Source organism: Arthrobacter sp. Soil761 (genome assembly GCF_001428325.1).
In the GTDB taxonomy this organism is placed as follows: Bacteria; Actinomycetota; Actinomycetes; order Actinomycetales; family Micrococcaceae; genus Arthrobacter.
Genome location: NZ_LMSF01000008.1, coordinates 45,841 through 65,066, shown reverse-complemented (window position 1 = coordinate 65,066; position 19,226 = coordinate 45,841). Strand labels below are relative to the sequence as shown.

Genomic DNA, 19,226 nt, shown 5'->3' with positions numbered 1-19,226 from the left:
TGCTGGGCAACATCGGGCCTTCTGGGGGGACTTCTGGCACATGGTTCTGGACACGGCGACCCTGCGCATCGCTTTCGGCCTCATGGCCCTGGTCCTGGTGGTTCTCTTCTACTTTTCCGCCTACCGGCTGACGCGTTCGCCATACAGCGCCTGGTGGTGCGGTGCCCTGCTGTTCTTCCTGGCCGGATCAGGCTGCTTCCTGTTTGACGGCACAGTGCATCAGGTGTGGGCCAACCCCCTGGGAAACACCCTGCTGGTGCACGGCGGCGTTGCAGTGTGGGCCGGGGCGCGCTCCCTGCGGACCGTACGGCCTCCCAGGTGGGCCTTTACCGGCATTCCCTTGGTCACCCTGGTGGCCTCCCTGCTGGACCAACCCGCCACCAACACCTGGTCCGGCGGCACGGTGTTCCTCGCCGCCATGAGCCTGACCGTCGGATTGGCGTCCCGTGAGCTCTGGCGCCTTGAGCCCGGGTATTCGCGGGTCCGGATCCCCATGGCTGTGGCGGCCGGAGGGCTCAGTGTCTTCTACTTCTTCCGGTGGCTGGCGTTCCTGGTGGAGGGCCAGAACGGGCCTGTCTTCGTCACCGTTTTTGGGTCCGCCATCACCACCCTGGTGACCATGGTCCTGCTGGTGGTGGTGTCCTTCAGCATGGCGGCCTTGAGCACCGAACAGCAGACGCGTGCCCTGCGCGTGGTGGCCAGCCGCGACGACCTCACCGGGCTCCTGAACCGCAAGGCCTTCCTGGACCTGGCCACCGAGCAGTTGGCCGACCGCACCATCACCGGCGGCTCGGGAGCCCTGATCCTTGCCGACCTTGACCACTTCAAGACTGTCAACGACACCTATGGGCATGCCGCCGGCGACCTGGCGCTGCAGGCCTTCGCCGACGCCTGCGCTACCACCGTGCGCTCCACAGATCTGACGGGGAGGTACGGCGGGGAAGAGTTCGTCATCCTGGTTCCCGGAGCAAGCGCCGAACGGGCCGAGACGATTGCCGAGGAGATCAGCAGGCGCATGGCCGGCGCGGACACGCCGGGCGGCATGGAGATGCCCACCGCGAGTTACGGCATTTCCACCTACGACGGCGTGACCTCCGATGTTGACCAACTTATCGCCGCAGCGGATGCTGCCCTGTACCGGGCCAAATCGCTGGGCCGGAACCGCGCCGCCCGCAGCGACGGGCTGCGGTAGCTTTACTGCCACAAAGCGGCACGGTTCCGGACAGCCGGCTACTGGGACTGGAGCGCGTCCGCCTGTTCGGCCAGGACGGTGAGGGCCACGCTTTCCGGACGCTCCACCGTGCTCCGGATGCCGACCGTCATGCCGCTGCGTGCGGCTTTGAGGACGGATTCCATGACTTCCAGGACGTGGAAGGCAAGTGCGCCACCCGCCCTGGGCTCCTTGCCTTGCGGGGTGGCGGCAAGGTCCGCGATGCCGAACCCGCGTCCGGCGTCGACGTACCCTGCGGAGGCGGGAAGGGTCTCCCAGTCCTCGGCGCCGAGGGAGAACAGCTGGACGTCGCCGTCAAAGTGGTTCGGATCCGGCACCACCAGGGAACCGCGCTCGCCATGGATCTCGATGTTGGGCGACTTCGACTTCACGGCATCGAAGCTCATGAAGAGGGTGGACAGCGCACCGGAGGCATGGACCAGGACGCCGGTCACGTGGGAGTCGATGGTGACCGGCACTTTCTCGCCCTGGCGCGGCCCCGAGCCGATGGTGCGCTCATTCCGGGTGTGGCTGGCCGCGCCCATCACGGAGACGACCGGACCCAGCAGGGTCACCAGGGCGGTGACGTAGTAGGGGCCCATGTCCAGCAGCGGGCCGCCGCCGGGCTGGTAGTAGAAGTCCGGGTTCGGGTGCCAGCGCTCGTGGCCTGGGGTCACCATGGTTGCCGACGCCGAGATGGGGGCGCCGACCAGCCCGTCGTCGATCGCCTTGCGGGCGGTCTGGATGCCGGTGCCCAGTACGGTGTCAGGAGCGCAGCCGACGGCGACGCCGGCCTCGCGTGCCGCGTCCAGCACCTGGCGCGCCTCCTCAGTCGTGGCAGCAAGGGGCTTCTCGCCGTAGACGCTCTTTCCGGCGGCGATGGCCTTCAGTGCCACCTCGGCGTGGGCGGCGGGGATGGTCAGGTTCAGGACAAGTTCGACGTCGTCCGCGGCGAGGAGTTCCTCCACGGAAATGGCGCGGACACCTTCGTAGCCATCCGCCACGGCCTGGGCACGTGCGGGGTCCAGGTCCGCCACGGCCACCAGGTCGATCTGGCTGAGTTTGCGGAAGTTCGCCAGGTACTGCGCGATGATGGCTCCGCAGCCAATGATTCCGACTTTCAACGGCTTGCCCACAGCAGGCCCCTTTCGATGATGGTGCGGACATTGGTGTCCTGGAGGATTTCGACCCGATGGCCGGGGGTGGCGACGAAGATGCGGCCCTTGCCCCACTGGCGGGTCCAGATGGCGGGGGAGGTCACTTCACGGTTCCACGGGTCCCATTCACGGACCTTCTGGGTGGTGGTGGCCAGGACATCGATGTAGTCGTCGGAGAGGACCCAGTACTGCTCGGTGACCAGGTCGAAGTCCTGGATGCCCCGGGTGATGGGGTGTTCGGCGGCCGCGGGCAGCATGTTGACGGTATAGGGCACGTAGTTGTCCGACTGCTCGCCGATGCACTCATCCGGGTGCTTGCCAGGGTGGCAGGCGAACTGGCCGCCGATCAGGTGCAGGTAGTCGGAGGTGTTCCGGTAGGAATCGGCGATTCCACCGTGCCAGCCGGCCAGGCCGGTGCCGTTCTCCACGGCGGCCCGCAGTCCGGCGAACTCGTCCTTTTCGATGGTGGACATGGTCATGCACTGCATGATCAGGTCCACACCGGCCATGTAGGCGGCGTCGGCGTAGACCTTGGGGGATTCCTCCACCCGGACGTCATAGCCGTTGTCTTTGAGATAGGGAATGAAGAGCTCGGTGGCCTCGTAGGGCTGGTGGCCGTCCCAGCCGCCGCGGACCACCAGTGCATTCTTTCGTTCTGTCATTGAATTTCCTTTGTTTGGCTACCGGCCTTGCGGGCCGGAAAGAGCAGGGGGTCAGCGGCTGGCGAAGGCGGCGTCGAACGCCGCTGCGGGCGGGGCGATGCGGGCCAGTTCCTGGACCATGGCAAGGGCCTGCGGGGCGCCGATGAGGCGGTCCATTCCGGCATCCTCCCATTCGATGCTGGTGGGGCCGTCGTAGCCAATGGCATTCAGGGTCCGGAAGATCCGGTTCCACTGCACGTCACCGTGTCCTGCCGTGACGAAGTCCCAGCCCCGCCGGGGATCCGCCCAGGCGAGGTGCGAACCCAGGCGGCCGTTGCGGCCATCCAGCTGCCGGACGGATTCCTTTACATGCACATGGAAGATCTTGTCCGCGAAGTCCTGCAGGAACATCACGGGATCCAGTTCCTGCCAGATGAAGTGGGAGGGGTCGAAGTTCAGGCCAAAGTTCGCCCTGTGGCCAATAGCCTCAAGGGTCCGTTTCGCCGTCCAGTAGTCGTAGGCGATTTCAGACGGGTGGACCTCGAGTGCGAACCGGACACCTGCCTCGTCGAAGACGTCCAGGATGGGGTTCCACCGGTCCGCGAAGTCCTGGTAACCGGCGTCGATCATTGCCTGCGAGGCCGGCGGGAACATGGCGACGGCCTTCCAGATGGACGAACCGGTGAACCCCGTCACGGTCTTGACGCCAAGCCGTGCGGCCGCCCGCGCGGTGTCCTTCATGGCCTCCGCCGCCCGCCGGCGCACCCCTTCAGGCTCGCCATTGCCCCAGACTTCCGCGGACAGGATGCCCTGGTGGCGCTCATCGATAGGGTCATCGCAGACGGCCTGGCCCGTGAGGTGGTTGGCGATGGCGAAGACCTTGAGGTTGTTCTTCTCGAGGATGTCCAGCCGGCCCTGGAGGTAGTTGTCGTCCTCCGCAGCCCGGCGGGGGTCCAGGTGGTCGCCCCAGCAGGCGATTTCCAGCCCGTCAAAGCCCCACTCGCCGGCAAGCCGGGCCACTTCCTCGAAGGGCAGGTCGGCCCACTGGCCGGTGAACAGCGTGATTGGTCGTGTCATTGGGTGTTCCTTGGTTTCTTGAAGCTGTAGGTCGCTCAGACTTTTTGCCACTGGCTGGAATTCGCGGCGCTGGACTCCACTGCGGCGAGGACCCGCTGTACCTGCAAGGCGTCGGCGAACGACGGTTCCGGTTGGCGGCCCTCGCCGATGGCCGTGACAAGGTCCACCACCTGGTGGGTGAAACCGTGCTCGTACCCCAGGCCGTGGCCCGTGGGCCACCAATGCCCCACGTACGGGTGCTCGGGCTCGGTGACGAAAATCCGGCGGAAGCCGGCGTCCGGCGATTCGGCCGAATCGTAGAAGGACAGGACGTTCATGTCCTCGAAATCAAAGGCGAGGGAACCCTTGGTGCCGTTGACCTCCAGCCGCATGGCATTTTTCCGGCCCAGGGCGTAGCGCGTTGCCTCAAAGACGCCGATCGCGCCCGCGGAGGCGCCGCCGTCGAACTTTGCGCTGAAGATGGCCGCATCATCAACGGTGACGGTCCCGCGGGGGGTGTCACTGCTGAGGTCGCCGTGGCCCCCAAGGCCCACCAGGTCGCCTGCCAGCGGACGTTCCCGGACAAACGTTTCCAGCATTGCCGACACCCCGCTGATGTTCTGCCCCGTGACCCACTGGGCGGCGTCGATGCTGTGTGCGCCGATGTCGCCCAGGGAGCCGGAACCGGACTTGTCCTTGTCCAGCCGCCAGGTCATGGGGGCGTTGGCGTCGGAGAGCCAGTCCTGCAGGTACTGGGCCCGGACGTGCCGGATGTCGCCAATCCGTCCTTGCTCCACGAACCGCTTGGCCAGTGCCAGTGCCGGGGTGCGGCGGTAGCTGAAGCCGCACATGGAGAAGACGCCATGCTTTGCGGCGGTCCCCGCTGCCAGTGTCATCCGCTCGGCTTCCTCCACGGAGTTGGCCAGCGGCTTTTCGCACAGCACGTGCTTTCCGGCCTCGAGGGCTGCGATGGCAATCTCTGCGTGGGTGTTGCCGGGCGTGCAGATGTCGATGAGGTCGATGTCGTCGCGCTCGATCAGGCGCCGCCAGTCGGTCTCCACCGACTCCCAGCCCAGCTTGTCAGCGGCCGCTCGGACGCCGTCGGCATTCCTGCCGGCGACCGCGGTGAGCTGTGGCTGCAGCGGCAGGTCGAAGAACCGTGGCGCGGTGCGCCAGGCGTGGGAGTGGGCGGCACCCATGAAGGCATAGCCCACCATGCCGACCCGCAGGGGTTTGGCGGTGGTCATGGACGTGTCCTTTCTACTTGCTGAAGCCGGCCGTCAGGCCTGCCAGCAGTTGGCGGCGGCCGATGACGTAGAGCACCAGGATGGGCAGCGTGCTGAGCATCACTGAGGCGAGCACGGCCGGGATATTGACGCTGAATTCACCCTGGAAGCTCCACAGGCCCAGGGGCAGGACCCGCAGGCTGGGGCTCTGGGTGAGGACCAGCGGGAGCAGGAACCCGTTCCAGACATGCAGGCCGTTGTAGATGGCAACGGTCACAATAGCCGGGCGGGTCAGGGGCAGGGCGAGCCGCCACATGGTCTGCCACTCGCTGCAGCCGTCCAGCCGCATGGACTCGAACAATTCGTTCGGGACGTCGCGGATGAAGTTGGACAGGATCAGCACTGTGAGGGGGATGGCAAAGGCAATGGACGGCAGCATCAGTGCCAGCAGGCTGTCGTACAGGTTGAGCCGGATGATCATCAGGTAGATCGGGATGATCGTCGCCTGGAGCGGGATGGCCAACCCCATGAGGAACATGCCGTTGACCAGCTTGAGGAACCTCCCGCTGCCCCGGACGATCGCGAACGAGGCCATGAACGAGATCAGCACCGTGGGAATTACGGAACCGAGCGTGACGATGACGCTGTTCATGAAATATGTGGCGAAGTCTTTCTCAAGGACCAGTTGGTAGTTCTCCAGCGTGGGCGAGGTGGGGACGGCCAGGGGATTCTGGCCGAAGTATCCCGCCTGCGTCTTCAGGCTGGTGATCACCACGTAGTAGATCGGCAGGATGATAATGGCCAGCCAGATCCACCCACCGAGGCCGCCGGGGATGTTGAGCCGCCTCAGCCGTTGGCCGAGTCCCTGCTTGGGTGCGGCGGAACCGGCCGTGGTTCCGGTCCGGGCCTCCTGCGCATTGCTTTTCAGGACGGTACTCACCCTACAAACCTTCCAATTGGCTGCCTTGTTTGTCCTTGCCGCCAAGACGCTGGAGGAACAAGGCCAGTGCAAGGCCGATGATGACGAGAATGACGGCGATGACGCTGGCCGGGCCCATGAGGTTGGCCCGGAAGCCCCGCAGGTACATGTCCAGGGCCAGGATCCGCGTGGAGTTTCCCGGTCCGCCGCCCGTGAGGACGAAGATCAAGTCGAAGTAGGTCAGCGAACCCACCACCATCAGCGTGGAGGACGTGATGATGGTGTATTTCAGCTGTGGCAGGGTGATGTGGAAGAACTGCTTGATGGTTCCGGCACCGTCGATCTGCGCTGCCTCGTAAAGGGACTTCGGGATCTGCCGCACCCCGCCCTGGTAGATGAGGGTGTGGAACGGGACGAACTGCCAGGCGATGACGAAGATGACCAGGCCTACGGCCAGTTGGGGTACCCCCAGCCAGTCCTGCGCCAGGAAGGGCAGCCCCAGGCCGGTTGCCAGGCCGAAATTCGGGTCCAAAAGGGCCTTGAAGGCGATGGCGACGGCGGCTGAGGACAGCAGGAGGGGCAGGAAGTACAGGACGGCAAGGGCAGCCCGGTAGCGCTGGCTTCCCGCCGTGAAGACCCCCAGGAGCAGGCTGATGGGAGTCTGGACCAGCCACGAAACGATCATGATCAGGAAGGTCAGGCCCAGGGCGTTGTACAGTCCCGGATCCGCCAGCACAGAGAACCAGTTGTCCAGTCCAGCTGCCCCGATGGCACCGATTCCGTCCCAGCTGCTGAAGCTGAGGATGAGCACCCCGGCCAGCGGGATGACTGCGAACACCAGGAAGAAGAACAGTGCGGGCAGAGTCAGCCACGCCAGGGCGGCCCTGCGCTGTTCGGTCTGCTTGGAATCTTTCGCCCTCGTGGCGGCCCGCGGGGCAGTGGAGACGGCGTTGCTCATTTCCCTAGGGTGCCGTTCATGTTCTCGGCGAACTGCTGCGGCGTGATCGACTTCAGGAACAGCTGGTCGATGTTGTTCAGCAGGGCCTCAGCTGCGGTGGGGCTCAGCGCCTGGTCCCAGGACTGCTGGAAGTTGGGTGCGTTCTTGGCCATGTCGTAGACGAAGTTCAGGAACTCCTTGTCCGAGGAGGTGTTCAGCTTGTCTTCGATGCCGTTAACAATCGGCACGGAGCCGGAGTTGATGTAGGCGTCGACCACGGTATCGGTCAGGATCCCGTCCTTGAAGAACTTCTTGGCGGATTCCTTTTCCTTGTCGCTGGCCTTGGAAGAGATTGACATGTACGCCGCGGGGTTTCCGACGCCGTTCTTCGGGTCGCCCTTGCCGCCGGCAACCGTGGGGAACGGGACGAAGCCCAGTTTTCCGTCCTGCACAAAGTTCTGGCCGGCCTTCTTCATGGCGCCATAGGTCCAGGAACCGTGCAGCATCATGGCTGCCTTGCCGGAGAACAGGAGGGCCTGATCTGCCTGCGAGTCGGCAGTGATGGAGGAGAAGCCCTTGATGAAGCCGTCAGCAGAGACCAGCTCCTGGATCTTGGTGCCGGTCTCGATCACGGCCGGGTCCATCCAGGAATTGGGCTTGCCCTCGAAGATCGCCTTGAAGACGTCCGGCCCGCCGATGCGGTCCAGGAGGTATTCAAGCCACATCATGGAGGTCCAGCGCGACTGGCCGCCCAGGGAGAACGGGGCTATGCCCATGCCGTTGAAGGTCTTGACCAAGGACATGATGTCGTCCCAGGTCTTGGGCGGCTGGACGCCTGCCTTCTGGAACAGTTCCTTGTTGTAGAACAGCACGATCGGGGCGACGTACTGGTTGGGCAGGGCGTAGATCTTGCCGTTGACGGTGGCTGCACCGAACACGGACGGGAAGAACTTCTTCTTCAGGTCCGGATTCTGGTCGAACCAGCTGGTGAGGTCCTCAACCTGGTTGGCCTCGGCGTAGGTCTTCAGGCCACCGCCGCCCCAGCCGTAGATGATCGTGGGTGCCTGGTTGGCGCCGATGGCGGTCTTGATTTTGGTCTTGTACGCGTCGTTCTGGAAATACGTGACAGTGATCCTGTCGGCGGAGTTTGCCGAGTTAAAAGCATCCACGGCTTTCTGCATGGTGGTCTGGTTCGGCTCGCCGGACAGATACCACATGCTGGCGCCCCCGCCGCCGCTGGAGGCGCCGGGGCCGGACGTCCCGCAGGCTGTGGTTGCGGCAACGGCAAAGGGAGTGAGGGCAGCGAGGGCGAGGAAAGACCGCCGGGAGGACTGGGGTTGCTTCATTGCTTCTCCATTGTGAATTTGCGTCGAGGTACGGGGCGTCAGCTCCGCCGTTCGTTCGAAACATTTCGAACGGTGATATAAGTCACGCTGTAAACTAAAGCCCTAATTACCGGCGGCGTCAAGGGATCGTAGAGGATCTTTTCTGTTTACTCCCTATGTCCCGGTGCTCTTGACCGGAGAAGGCCCCACTCTGCACAATGAAAGCGTTTCCCCACTTTCGAAAGATTGCGAACCGATGACGAGCAAATTGCAGGAGCGGACCAAACCTACGCTCGCTACCGTGGCCAGGCAGGCAGGGGTTTCGGCGCCTACGGTGTCCAAAGTGGTGAACGGGCGTGAGGACGTGGCCCCCGAAACCAGGGCCCGGATCCTTGCCGCACTGGAGCAGGCGGGCTACCAGTCGCCTGTCCAGCGCCGGGCGGCCGCCGAAAGCGGGACCGTGGTGGAAGTAGTGATCGACGTGCTCGACTCCGCATACACCATCCAGGTCCTCAACGGCATCCTGCAGTTCGCTGCCGCCGCCGACGTCGAAATCCTGGTCAGCGTGACCGGCCAGTCCACCCCCGCCCGCCACACCCCCGAGCGCCGGGCGCAGCGGATGCTCGAAGAGGGCAGGGCCGGGATGATCGTGGTGACCTCGGCCTTCAGCGAGGCGCAACTGCACGCGTTCAGGCGCCGCCACATCCCCGTCGTCGTCATCGACCCGCTTAACCCGCCCTCCGCCGACGTCGTCAGCGTTGGGGCCACCAACTGGGCCGGCGGCAAAGCTGCCACCGAGCACCTGCTGGGACTGGGACACCGCCGCATTGCCTACATCGGCGGCATAGAGGGCGCTGAATGCAACCAGGCGCGGCTGCACGGATACATGGCAGCCCTGATGGCACAAGGGATCAAGGTGGACCCCCAGTACGTTGTTTCCGGCGGCCGGTTCCGGACGGAGAGTGGGGTCAATGGATTCAAAGAGCTGCTGAAGCTTGACCCGCGCCCCACGGCGATCTTCGCCGGAAGCGACACCATTGCCCTGGGCGTCCTCAGCGAAGCGCGGCGCCACGGAATCAGGGTTCCCGAGGACATCAGCCTCATCGGCTTCGACGGCACCAACCAGGGTGAGCAGTCCGTTCCATCGCTGAGTTCCGTGGCCCAGCCCCTGGAGGAGATGGGGCGGGCGGCCCTAAGGTCGCTGCTGCGGCAGGTGCAAGGCGAAGTCCTCGATTCCCACCGAGTGGAACTGGCAACCCAGGTAATCGTGCGGGAATCCACCGCCCCTCCCGCGGACTGAAAGACAACCATGAAAATCACCCATCTCGACACCGTGGTCGTGGACTTCTACCGGACGAACCTCATCTTCGTCCGGCTTACAACTGACGAGGGGCTCACCGGCATCGCCGAGGCGACCCTCGAAGGGCAGGAACATGCTGTCCTCGGGGCGGTGGCTGTCCTTGCCGAAGCCGTCAGGGGCAAGGACCCCACGCGGATTACCCAGACCATTTATGAGCTCAACCGCGACGCCTACTGGCGCGGCGGTCCGGTATCCATGACAGCCCTGAGCGCCCTTGAGATGGCGATGTGGGATGTTTCGGCGCGGGCATTGGGCGTCCCGGTCCACCGGATGCTGGGGGGACAGGTCCGCGACCGGGTCCGCGCCTACGCCAACGGCTGGTTTTCCGGGGCCATCACTCCGGAGGCTTTCGCCGAGGCCGCTGTACGGACGGTCGGCCAAGGCTTCCGCGGCCTAAAGTGGGACCCTTTCGAGGCCGCGGACCTTTTCCTGGAACCGCGGGACCTGGGGCGCATGCTTGAACCTGTTGAGGCAGTGCGGGCGGCAGTGGGCGACGACGTTGAACTGTTCATAGAAGGCCATGGCCGCTTTGATGTCCCCACAGCCATCCGGGTGGCCCGCGAACTTGAACGGTTCCAGCCGGTGTTTTTCGAGGAACCGTGCCCGCCGGACGGGATCGACGCCCTCGTGGAGGTGCGCAGCAAGTCCCCTGTTCCCATTGCCGCGGGGGAGAGATGGATGGGCCGGAACACCTTCATTCCCGCCCTGGCCCGCAACGCCGTGGATTACATCCAGCCGGACGTCACGCACGCCGGCGGGCTGCTGGAACTGTCGTTCATTTCCACTCTGGCGGCAGCCCATTATGTGCCGTTCGCACCGCACAACCCCAGCGGGCCACTCAGCACTGCGGCAACCCTGCAGCTCGGGGCCACACTGCCGAATTTCCGGTACCTGGAGATCATGGCCACGGACGTGCCGTGGCGCAGCGACATCTCCAGTGAGCGCCTTCAGCTGACGGCAGACGGCGATGTCATGATCCCCGAAGGCGCTGGGCTGGGCATCGACCTCGACTATGACGCGATCGCGGAGCATCCTTTCACGCCGCATCCCATGCGGATCTTCAGCGACGTGGTGGCCGATATCCGGCCGCCGGACGCCCGGTCCTACTTCAACCTCGCAGGCGCAGGCGTCCGCTGACGCGTCGGACAACGAAAAAGCGGCGGCGTCCGCCCGGCCTAATAACCGGACGGAGGCCGCCGCTGCGGGTGGGTGCCTAGCGCTTGACCGCCTCGAACTTGAGCAGCTTGGCGATAACGCCGTCGAGTTCGGAGTCGTCGAAGATCTTCTTCCAGTCGTCCTTGATGATGCTGTCCTTGCCGTACCAGGGTTGGCTCCAGGATGGCGAGCTGCTTGACGGTGACCCAGTGCACGTCGATGACGGGAGCGTAGATGGTGCGGATGACGGCCTCGGCAGAGTCACGGGAGGCGCCGGACTTCAGGTTGTTACGCTTGGGAGGTGTCCGTAGAATCTGCCGCCGTCACGGCCACCATGCGATCGCATATGCAGACCGCGTCCCGGCGCCTGCTGGCCGGTTTCGACGCCTCGCAGTAGGTTCCCGCGTATCAGTTGAGCGAGGCCGCCAGCTTTTCCCGCTGTGGATCGTCGCCCGTCCGGCGCGGGCCCACTGAACCGCGGCGCACCAGGGTGGCCGTGAACTGCGCCGGAGCGGCGGGCGGCAGCCCCTCCATCTGGCGGATCAGTGCCTTGGCTGCCGCCACGCCCATGTTGTAGACCGGCTGGGCGATGACCGTCAGGGGCGGCGTGGTGAGCCTGGTCCATGCGAAGTCGTCGTACATCAGGAATGACACATCGGCCGGAATGGACAGGCCCAATTCCTGGATCGCTTCCACCACGCTGAGGGCAATCAGGCCGTCCGAAGCGACCACTGCCGTGGCTTGGTCCGGGCCCCGGAGCACTTCGCGGGTGATGCTGCGGATCGAGTCGGCATCGCCGGCATTCAACCTGACCAGGTCTTCCGGGAAGGGCAGCCCCGCCGCAAGGAAAGCGTCCCGCATCCCCTCGATGCGGTCCGCAATCTGGGAGGACTCCAGGGTCATGCCCGGCGTGTAGGGGGTGTCCGTCCGCAGTGTGGAGATGAAGGCGATACGCCGGTGCCCTGCCTCGAGCAAATACTGCGTAGCTTCCCTGGAAATCCGCGCCATGTCCACGGCCATGGTCTCCACCTTGAGGTCGCCGGCGGTGCGGTCGATGAACACCAGGGGGCGTCCGGACCGGTGCACCTCCTGCAGGTGTTCGGTGTCCACTGATGATGCCGGGGCGACGATGAGGCCGTCCACCCGCTTGTCCAGCAACACCCGCACCGCGTCCACTTCCGCCGCCCGGTCCTCGTCGGTGTTGACCAGGATGACGTTGTACCCGGCCTTCTTGGCAGTGTCCGTGATGCCCCGGGTAGCAAGGCCGAAATGCGGGTTTTCGATGTCACCCACCACCACGCCGATGGTGTGCGATTTTCCGGTGTTCATGCTGCGGGCCAGCTCGTTGGGACGGTAGGAAAGCGCCTCGGCAGCGGCGAGGACGCGCTCGCGGACTTCGTCGCTGACCGCGCCGTAATTGCCCAGTGCACGGGCGGCCTGTGCCTTGGAGACCTGCGCAGCTTTTGCGACGTCGGCAACGGTTACGTCCCGCCGTCGTGCTCCATCACCGTTCATCTTCACCTTTCGACGGGGTTGTTGACGCCCCATGTGACATCGGCTACATTTCTATCAATCGATGTGAGTCCGGTCTCAATCCTAAGCTGTGAGACCGGACTCAACAAGAGCATCGACGACTTTCTTCGGCGGCCCTGACAGCACCGCCTTCCCACCAACGATTGGACAACGCTGTGAAGAAAAAGAATCTCCGACCTGCCGGATTTGCCGCGGCAGCCCTGGCCGCGGTCCTGGCGCTCTCCGGCTGCAGCTCCACCTCCGCCGCCTCCACCACAGAGAACAATCCCTACGGGCTGATCCAGCCAGGCACCATCCGGGTGGCAAGCCTGGGTGACTCAAAGCCGTACACCTTCGCCGATGCCTCCGGAAACTTCACCGGCTTCGACGTGGAACTCTTCAAGGACGTGGCCCACCGGGCCGGTGTGGACAACGTGGTCTTCACCGGGCAGGACTTCTCGGGGCTCCTTGCCGCAGTGGCAAACGGACAGTTCGACGCCGGCGTCGCAGCCATCGGCATCACCGACAAGCGCAAGGAAACCGTGGACTTCTCGGACGGTTACCTGGCCGGCTACCTCACGGTCATCACCACCAAGACCTCCGGCATCACCAGCGCGGACGGGCTGGCCGGCAAACGCCTGGGCGTGGTCCAGGGAACCCTGCAGGAAGCCTATGCGGTGAAGAACTTCACCTCGGCCAGCCTGGTCCGCTTCCCTGACAACAACACCGCGATCGCCGCCGTGAACAGTGGAACGGTGGACGCGCATTTCCTGGATTACGAGGCCGCCAAGGCTTACGAGGAGCAGCACGGCCTGGTCAGCGCCGCGGACATCCCGTCCTTCGACGCCCCGGCCGGGTTCGCAGTGGCCAAGGGCAAGACGGCCTTCAAGGAAGCCCTGAACAAGGGCCTGGCCGCAGCCATGGAGGACGGCACCTGGAAGAAGCTCTACCAGAAGTGGTTCCCGGGCTCACCGATGCCCGAGCAGTACCTGCCCAAGGCCGAGCAGACCGCATCACCCTCGCCAAGCAAGTAGCCCCCAAGCATTATTTGCCTGGCTGTCAGGCCTTAGGGCCACCTGGCCGGGCGGGCCGCCGTAAGCGGCCTGCCCGGCACCTCCCCTTCATCTACGTCTGAGAGCAATCATGGACTGGCTCAACACCATCATCCGTACCTTCTTCGACTTCGGCGCTATGGCCGAGGTCCTGCCCCAACTCCTGGCGGTCGGCCTGCTGAACACGCTGATCATTTCCATTGCCGCCACCGTCCTTGGCACGGTGCTGGGAATGGTGGTGGCCGTCATGGGCATCTCACCATCCAAGTGGCTGCGGGTCCCGGCCAGGATCTACACGGACCTTTTCCGTGGCCTGCCCGCCATCCTCACCATCCTGCTGATCGGCCAGGGCTTTGCCCGCCTGAGCCAGTCGATCTTCGGCCCGTCACCCTACCCGCTGGGCATCATCGCGCTGAGCCTGATCGCCAGCGCCTACATCGGGGAGATCTTCCGCGCCGGGATCCTCAGCGTGGACAAGGGCCAGGGCGAGGCCTGCCGTGCCCTGGGCATGAGCTACGCCAAATCCATGGCCCTGGTGGTGGTACCCCAGGGCGTCCGCCGGGTCCTCCCGGCCCTGGTGAACCAGTTCATCGCCATCGTCAAGGACTCCTCCCTGGTGTACTTCCTGGGCCTGCTGGTCACCGAACGCGAACTCTTCCGCGTAGGCCAGGACGCCGCCGTGCTGTCCGGGAACCTTTCACCCCTGGTGGCCGCCGGACTCCTCTACCTGGTGATTACCGTCCCGCTGACGCACCTGGTGAACCACTTCGACAACAAGTTCCGCACCGGCCGCCGCCGCGCCGCACCACCCACCAGCGGCCTGAAGGAAGTCAAGGAACTCGACGCGGCCTCGCCGCTCACAGCCGGGAGCAACACATGAACACCCCAACCCCCACCACCATGAATGCGGCCACCTCGGAGGAACAGTCGTTCCGCGGCTCAAGCCTGGAACTGCGCAACCTCACCATGGCCTACGGCGACATCGAGGTACTGCGCAACGTCAGCCTCACCGTGGCGCCGGGCACCACCACCTGCATCATTGGCCCCTCAGGGTCCGGAAAATCCACACTGCTGCGCGGCGTCAACCGGCTGCACGAACCCAAGAGCGGGAACGTCCTGCTCGCAGGCGACAGCACCCTGACCGTCAACCCGGACACACTCCGCACCCGCATCGGCATGGTGTTCCAGCATTTCAACCTCTTCCCGGACCACACCGCCGAGGAAAACGTGGCCCTGGCCCTCTGGAGCGTCAAAGGCATGCTCAAGGCCCAGGCCATGGAACGCGCCCGCCAACGGCTCGCCGAGGTTGGCCTCGCTGAACGCGCCGACCACCGCCCCCGTGACCTCTCCGGCGGCCAGCAGCAACGCGTCGCCATCGCACGCGCCCTGGCCATGGAACCCGAAGTGATGCTCTTCGACGAGGCCACCAGCGCCCTGGACCCCGAACTGGTCAAAGGCGTCCTGAACCTCATGGCCGGCCTGGGCCGCCGGGGCATGACCATGCTCGTCGTCACCCACGAAATGGGCTTCGCCCGGAAAGTGGCAGACCAGGTGGTCTTCATGGACGAAGGCGAAGTAGTGGAAGCCGGGACACCCGCCCAACTCTTCGACAATCCCCGCAGCGAACGCCTCCAGCGCTTCCTTTCCGAGGTGCTCTGATGGGTGCGGTTGCAGCGGCACCCATCCGGACCGCCGTCGTCGGCTTTGGAATCTCCGGCAAGGTCTTCCACGCGCCCCTGGTGGCGGCCAACCCGGACTTCTCGCTGGACGTCATCGTCACGGCCCAGCCGGAACGTGCGGCGGAGGCGGCACGCCTGTATCCGCAGGCACGGATTGCCGGCACCCCGGAGGAGCTGTTCGCCCTGGCCGCGGACCTGGACCTGGTCATCCTGGGCACCCCGCCGCACACGCACTACGGGCTGGCCGCGACAGCCATCGCCCACGGCCTGCATGTGGTGGTGGACAAGCCTTTCGTCCCCACGTCCGCCTTGGGCGGGGAGCTGATCAGCAGGGCGGCCGACGGCGGGGTGCAGCTAACGGTGTTCCAGAACCGCCGGTGGGATGCAGACTTCCTCACCCTGCAGAAGGTGCTGGCGTCCGGAGACCTTGGCGGGGTCACCAGCTTCGAATCGCGGTTCGAATGGTGGCGGCCCGAAGGCTTCGGAAACTGGCGGGACACCGTGTCCCTGTCCGAGGGCGGCGGCATCCTGCACGACCTCGGCGCGCACCTGATCGACCAGGCCATCCACCTTTTCGGCCCGGTGGAACGGAGCTACGGCGAGACGGCCAACCGCGGTCCGCATCCGGACGCAGCGGATACGGAAGCGTTCGTGTCGTTGCTGCACGCCTCCGGCGTCCGCACGCGGCTCTGGATGAACGGCATGGCCGCCCAGGCCGGGCCGCGGTTCCACATCCTCGGTTCCCGCGCCGGCTACACCAAGTGGGGCCTGGACGGACAGGAACCTGCCCTCGCTGCCGGGACGCCGCCGTCGGACCCCGCCTATGGTGTGGAACCCCAGGAGCGTTGGGGGCTCCTGGGCGTGGACGGGGCAACGGCGGCCGTCCCCGCCGAACGCGGCGCCTACCCGCAGTTCTACGTCCAGCTGGCCGCCGCCCTGCACGGGAACGGGCCGCTGCCGGTGGATCCCGCCGAACCGCTTGAGGTGCTGAAGGTGATCGAGGGCATCCACGCCCTGGCCTGACGCCACACCCAATTTCCCCTGCTTTCCCTGACGCGTCGTCAGCGTCTTCCGCAACCACGAATTTCACAGAAAGGGACACGATGTCCTCTCTTCCAGCCACCAAGCGCGTTGCCGTCATCGGCGGCGGCATCCTCGGGGTCTCCACCGCGGTCCACCTGCTCCGCGAAGGAGCGTCGGTGATCCTGCTGACCGAGCGCGGCCTCGCCAGCGAAGCCAGCGGCCGCTCGCTGTCCTGGCTCAACTCCGCCGGCGAACGGTCCACCCCGTACCACCAGCTGCGGGTGGCCGGCGTGGACCGCTACCGCACCCTCTTCGCCTCGGACCCCAGCCGCGACTGGCTGCAGTTTGGCGGCGGCCTGATGTGGAACGCCGCGGGGCAGGGCGAGGCCACCGCGGCCCGGCACGCCTACGAAAAGTCCATCGGCTACGACTCCCGGCTTCTCGCCCCCAGCGGTATCGCAGCCACCACCCCCGGCATCGATGCGGACGCCGTGCCGGAGAATGCCATCTTCAATCCCGGCGAGGGCTGGGTGAGCCTGCCGGACCTGATCGACTTCCTCATGGAGGAGTTCCACGCCCGCGGCGGCGAACTGGTCCTGAACGCGGGAAAAGCCTCCGTCATGGTGGAAGGCGGCCGCACCTCCGGCGTGGAGACAGCGTCGGGCGGGACATACCCGGCCGACGCCGTGCTGGTGGCCTGCGGCGCGGCGACGCCCGCCGTCGTCCAACCCCTGGGAGTGCACATCCCCAACGGCTCTCCCGTGTCCATGCTGGTGGTGACCAAGCAGGTGCAGCACGACGTGGCCGCGGTGATGAACACCCCGCGCGCAGCCTTGCGGCCCAACCCGGGCGGGACGTTTGCCCTGGACCACGACTGGTACGAGGAACACATTACCGAGCACGCGGACGGCTCCTTCAGCATCCCCGATGAGGTGGTCCAGGAACTGGCCGATGAGGCATCGAAGCTTGTTGCCGGCAATCCGGAACTCAAGCCCGCCTCCTGGAAGATGGGCTATAAGCCCATTCCCGGGGACGGCGAACCCGTCCTGGGCGAACTGGGCCAGGTGCCCGGATGCTTCGTTGCCTTCACGCACTCCGGCGCCACGCTGGGACTCATTGCCGGTGAGCTCCTGGCCGGGGAAATCCTGACCGGCAGGAAGCACCCCATGCTGGCCACCTTCCGGCCGGGACGCTTCTCCTAAGCCGGGCTGCAAAGGGGCGGGGCCGCGCGGATTGCGGCTCCGCCCTTTTGCCCGTGCCGTCCGGGCTGGATGCCGTCCGGCGTGTCAGGCGCCCAAATGACCGGTGAGCCGGCGGTGGAATCCGGTGCTGCGCTCATCGAGGCCTTCGATCCTCACCGTGGCCCCGTGGTCCGCGTATTTCGTTTCAATGGAGTCGAGGGCGGCCACCGTCGAGGCGTCCCAGATCTGTGCACGGCTGAGGTCGATGGACACCAGGCCCGGATCGTCCGCGTAGGCGAAGTGTTCCACCAGGTCGTTGCTGCTCCCGAAAAACAGCGGGCCCACCACCTGGTAGCGGACACTCTCCCCGTCGCCGGCCAGGGTCCTCTCAACAGTGATCACATGCGCCACCCGGCGGGCGAACAGGACCATGGCCAGGATGACGCCGACGAGGACGCCGTAGGCCAGGTTCCCCGTCAGCACCACGACGGCGACAGTAACAGCCATGACCAGTGTCTCCGGTATGGGCATCCGCTTCAGGGTGGACGGTTTGACGCTGTGCCAGTCCACCGTGGTGACGGCAACCACCATCATGACCGCGGCGAGGGCCACCATGGGGATCTGCCCCATGATCGAGCTGAGCCCGGTCACCAGGGCCAGCAGGAACAGTCCGGCCACGAACGTCGAAATGCGGGTGCGGGCCTGGCCGGTCTTCACATTGAGGACGGTCTGCCCGATCATGGCGCAGCCGGCAATGCCGCCGTAGAAACCGGCGAGGATGTTCGATACGCCCAGCCCCCAGGACTCGCGTCCCTTATGGGACGGGGTGCCGGTGATGTCATCGACGAGTTTCGCTGTGAGGAGGGTTTCCATGAGGCCGACGAACGCCACGCTCAGTGCCGTGGGCAGGACCAGCTGGAAGGTGGCAAGGTCAAGCGGGAAAAGGAACGGGGTGATCCCCGGCAGCTTGCCCGTAAGGGGACCTTCGTCCGCGACGCTCGGAACGGCCACGCCGGCGATGATGACGATTGCCGTGACGGCCACGATGGCAACCAGCGGCGACGGAACCACCTTGGTGAAGCGCGGAAGGACGAAAATGATCGCGAACGTCAGGGCGAACAGGACGTAGGCGGGCCAGGGGACATTGAGGACATGGGGCACCTGCGCCATGAAGATCAGCACGCCCAGGGCGTTGACGAATCCGATCATCACCGATCTGGGGATGAAGCGCATCAGCCGGGCAAGGCCGGCCAGGCCAAAGACCACCTGGATCACGCCGGCGAGCAGCACGGCGGGCAGGACGTACTGGACACCGTGCTGGTGCACGAGCGGGGCGATCACCAGGGCGACGGAACCGGCTGCGGCGGTAACGACGCCGGGCCGGCCGCCAAGGACCGACATCGCCAGGGCCAGCACGATGGAGGCGACCAGGCTCACCATGGGATCCACCCCTGCCACGATCGAGAAGGATATGACCTCAGGGACCAGGGCCAGGGTGGTGACCATGCCGGCCAGGACCTCGCGGGAGAGCTGCCGCGGGGAGCGCACGGCGGTCAGGACAGTGGTCGGTTGCCGGACGGGGCGGGGGCGGGCGGTGACGGCCAAGGAGCGGCTCCAGGGGACATGGCTCTCCTGGGAGAGCGGGTGTGCAACGTTTCTGCGCGCCACGGTGCGCACGGGTCCAGCCCGGCCATGGAAGACAATGGGGTGGGAAGGGAATGCGCCGGTGGCTTTCGGCTGCATAGGCAACACTACCCGCCAGGGTTTATGGAGGGACAGCCAACCGCGATACG

The 19,226-nt window shown here is 65.6% G+C and carries 17 protein-coding genes and 1 pseudogene; 8 read left to right on the top strand and 10 right to left on the bottom strand.

Going from position 1 to position 19,226, the window contains the following annotated elements; all coding sequences use genetic code 11:
* Positions 1-40: 40 nt before the first annotated feature.
* On the top strand, positions 41-1,192 hold the full coding sequence (locus tag ASG79_RS06820; RefSeq protein ID WP_056389609.1) for a sensor domain-containing diguanylate cyclase: 1,152 nt from the start codon (positions 41-43) through the stop codon (positions 1,190-1,192).
* 38 nt (positions 1,193-1,230) lie between these two features.
* Here ASG79_RS06820 and ASG79_RS06815 read toward each other — a convergent pair whose 3' ends face one another.
* Genes ASG79_RS06815 through ASG79_RS06785 form a run of 7 tightly spaced genes read right to left on the bottom strand, consistent with a single transcriptional unit; the run spans position 1,231 to position 8,492 of the window.
* Complete coding sequence (locus tag ASG79_RS06815) at positions 1,231-2,346, bottom strand: Gfo/Idh/MocA family protein (RefSeq protein WP_018770395.1); 1,116 nt, start codon at positions 2,344-2,346, stop codon at positions 1,231-1,233.
* Entirely contained in the window at positions 2,331-3,029 is a 699-nt protein-coding gene (locus ASG79_RS06810) for a ThuA domain-containing protein (protein ID WP_018770394.1), read from the bottom strand. The genes ASG79_RS06815 and ASG79_RS06810 overlap by 16 nt, the downstream gene beginning before the upstream one ends.
* 51 nt (positions 3,030-3,080) lie before the next feature.
* On the bottom strand, positions 3,081-4,085 hold the full coding sequence (locus ASG79_RS06805) for a sugar phosphate isomerase/epimerase family protein (protein WP_056389607.1): 1,005 nt from the start codon (positions 4,083-4,085) through the stop codon (positions 3,081-3,083).
* A gap of 35 nt (positions 4,086-4,120) precedes the next feature.
* Complete coding sequence (locus ASG79_RS06800; protein ID WP_056389605.1) at positions 4,121-5,311, bottom strand: Gfo/Idh/MocA family protein; 1,191 nt, start codon at positions 5,309-5,311, stop codon at positions 4,121-4,123.
* 13 nt (positions 5,312-5,324) lie between these two features.
* Positions 5,325-6,230 (bottom strand): carbohydrate ABC transporter permease, encoded by a 906-nt coding sequence (locus tag ASG79_RS06795; RefSeq protein WP_056389602.1) that lies wholly within the window; start codon positions 6,228-6,230, stop codon positions 5,325-5,327.
* A gap of 1 nt (position 6,231) precedes the next feature.
* Positions 6,232-7,167: a carbohydrate ABC transporter permease gene (locus tag ASG79_RS06790; protein ID WP_018770390.1), complete on the bottom strand. Its 936-nt coding sequence runs from the start codon at positions 7,165-7,167 to the stop codon at positions 6,232-6,234.
* Entirely contained in the window at positions 7,164-8,492 is a 1,329-nt protein-coding gene (locus tag ASG79_RS06785) for an extracellular solute-binding protein (RefSeq protein WP_056389599.1), read from the bottom strand. Before ASG79_RS06785 ends, ASG79_RS06790 begins: the two co-directional genes overlap by 4 nt.
* A gap of 235 nt (positions 8,493-8,727) precedes the next feature.
* Between ASG79_RS06785 and ASG79_RS06780 the strand changes: the two genes are divergently transcribed.
* Together ASG79_RS06780 and ASG79_RS06775 are read left to right on the top strand one after the other, a co-directional pair.
* A complete protein-coding gene (locus ASG79_RS06780; RefSeq protein WP_018770388.1) occupies positions 8,728-9,771 on the top strand; it encodes a LacI family DNA-binding transcriptional regulator in 1,044 nt (347 codons plus the stop codon).
* 9 nt (positions 9,772-9,780) lie between these two features.
* On the top strand, positions 9,781-10,968 hold the full coding sequence (locus tag ASG79_RS06775; protein WP_056389595.1) for a mandelate racemase/muconate lactonizing enzyme family protein: 1,188 nt from the start codon (positions 9,781-9,783) through the stop codon (positions 10,966-10,968).
* A gap of 76 nt (positions 10,969-11,044) precedes the next feature.
* On the opposite strand, the pseudogene ASG79_RS23030 reads toward ASG79_RS06775, so the two are convergent.
* Positions 11,045-11,258 (bottom strand): annotated as a pseudogene (locus tag ASG79_RS23030) (phosphogluconate dehydrogenase C-terminal domain-containing protein); the annotation flags it as partial.
* 136 nt (positions 11,259-11,394) lie between these two features.
* The gene (locus tag ASG79_RS06765; RefSeq protein ID WP_056389590.1) at positions 11,395-12,501 is read right to left on the bottom strand and encodes a LacI family DNA-binding transcriptional regulator; all 1,107 of its coding nucleotides are present in this window, start codon (positions 12,499-12,501) and stop codon (positions 11,395-11,397) included.
* Between the two features lie 173 nt (positions 12,502-12,674).
* On the opposite strand from ASG79_RS06765, the gene ASG79_RS06760 reads away from it, so the two are divergent.
* The 5 genes from ASG79_RS06760 to ASG79_RS06740 all read left to right on the top strand — a co-directional run bounded on the left by ASG79_RS06760 (position 12,675) and on the right by ASG79_RS06740 (position 17,454).
* A complete protein-coding gene (locus ASG79_RS06760; RefSeq protein WP_018770383.1) occupies positions 12,675-13,532 on the top strand; it encodes an ABC transporter substrate-binding protein in 858 nt (285 codons plus the stop codon).
* Between the two features lie 109 nt (positions 13,533-13,641).
* Entirely contained in the window at positions 13,642-14,430 is a 789-nt protein-coding gene (locus tag ASG79_RS06755) for an amino acid ABC transporter permease (RefSeq protein WP_018770382.1), read from the top strand.
* Entirely contained in the window at positions 14,427-15,209 is a 783-nt protein-coding gene (locus tag ASG79_RS06750; protein ID WP_056389587.1) for an amino acid ABC transporter ATP-binding protein, read from the top strand. The genes ASG79_RS06755 and ASG79_RS06750 overlap by 4 nt, the downstream gene beginning before the upstream one ends.
* Positions 15,209-16,252, top strand: coding sequence for a Gfo/Idh/MocA family oxidoreductase (locus ASG79_RS06745; protein WP_056389585.1), 1,044 nt, complete (start codon positions 15,209-15,211; stop codon positions 16,250-16,252). The genes ASG79_RS06750 and ASG79_RS06745 overlap by 1 nt, the downstream gene beginning before the upstream one ends.
* An 80-nt stretch (positions 16,253-16,332) precedes the next feature.
* Positions 16,333-17,454: an NAD(P)/FAD-dependent oxidoreductase gene (locus ASG79_RS06740; RefSeq protein WP_018770379.1), complete on the top strand. Its 1,122-nt coding sequence runs from the start codon at positions 16,333-16,335 to the stop codon at positions 17,452-17,454.
* 84 nt (positions 17,455-17,538) lie between these two features.
* Here the strand turns inward: ASG79_RS06740 and ASG79_RS06735 are convergent, their stop codons facing one another.
* Complete coding sequence (locus tag ASG79_RS06735; protein WP_056389664.1) at positions 17,539-19,038, bottom strand: SulP family inorganic anion transporter; 1,500 nt, start codon at positions 19,036-19,038, stop codon at positions 17,539-17,541.
* Positions 19,039-19,226: the final 188 nt, after the last annotated feature.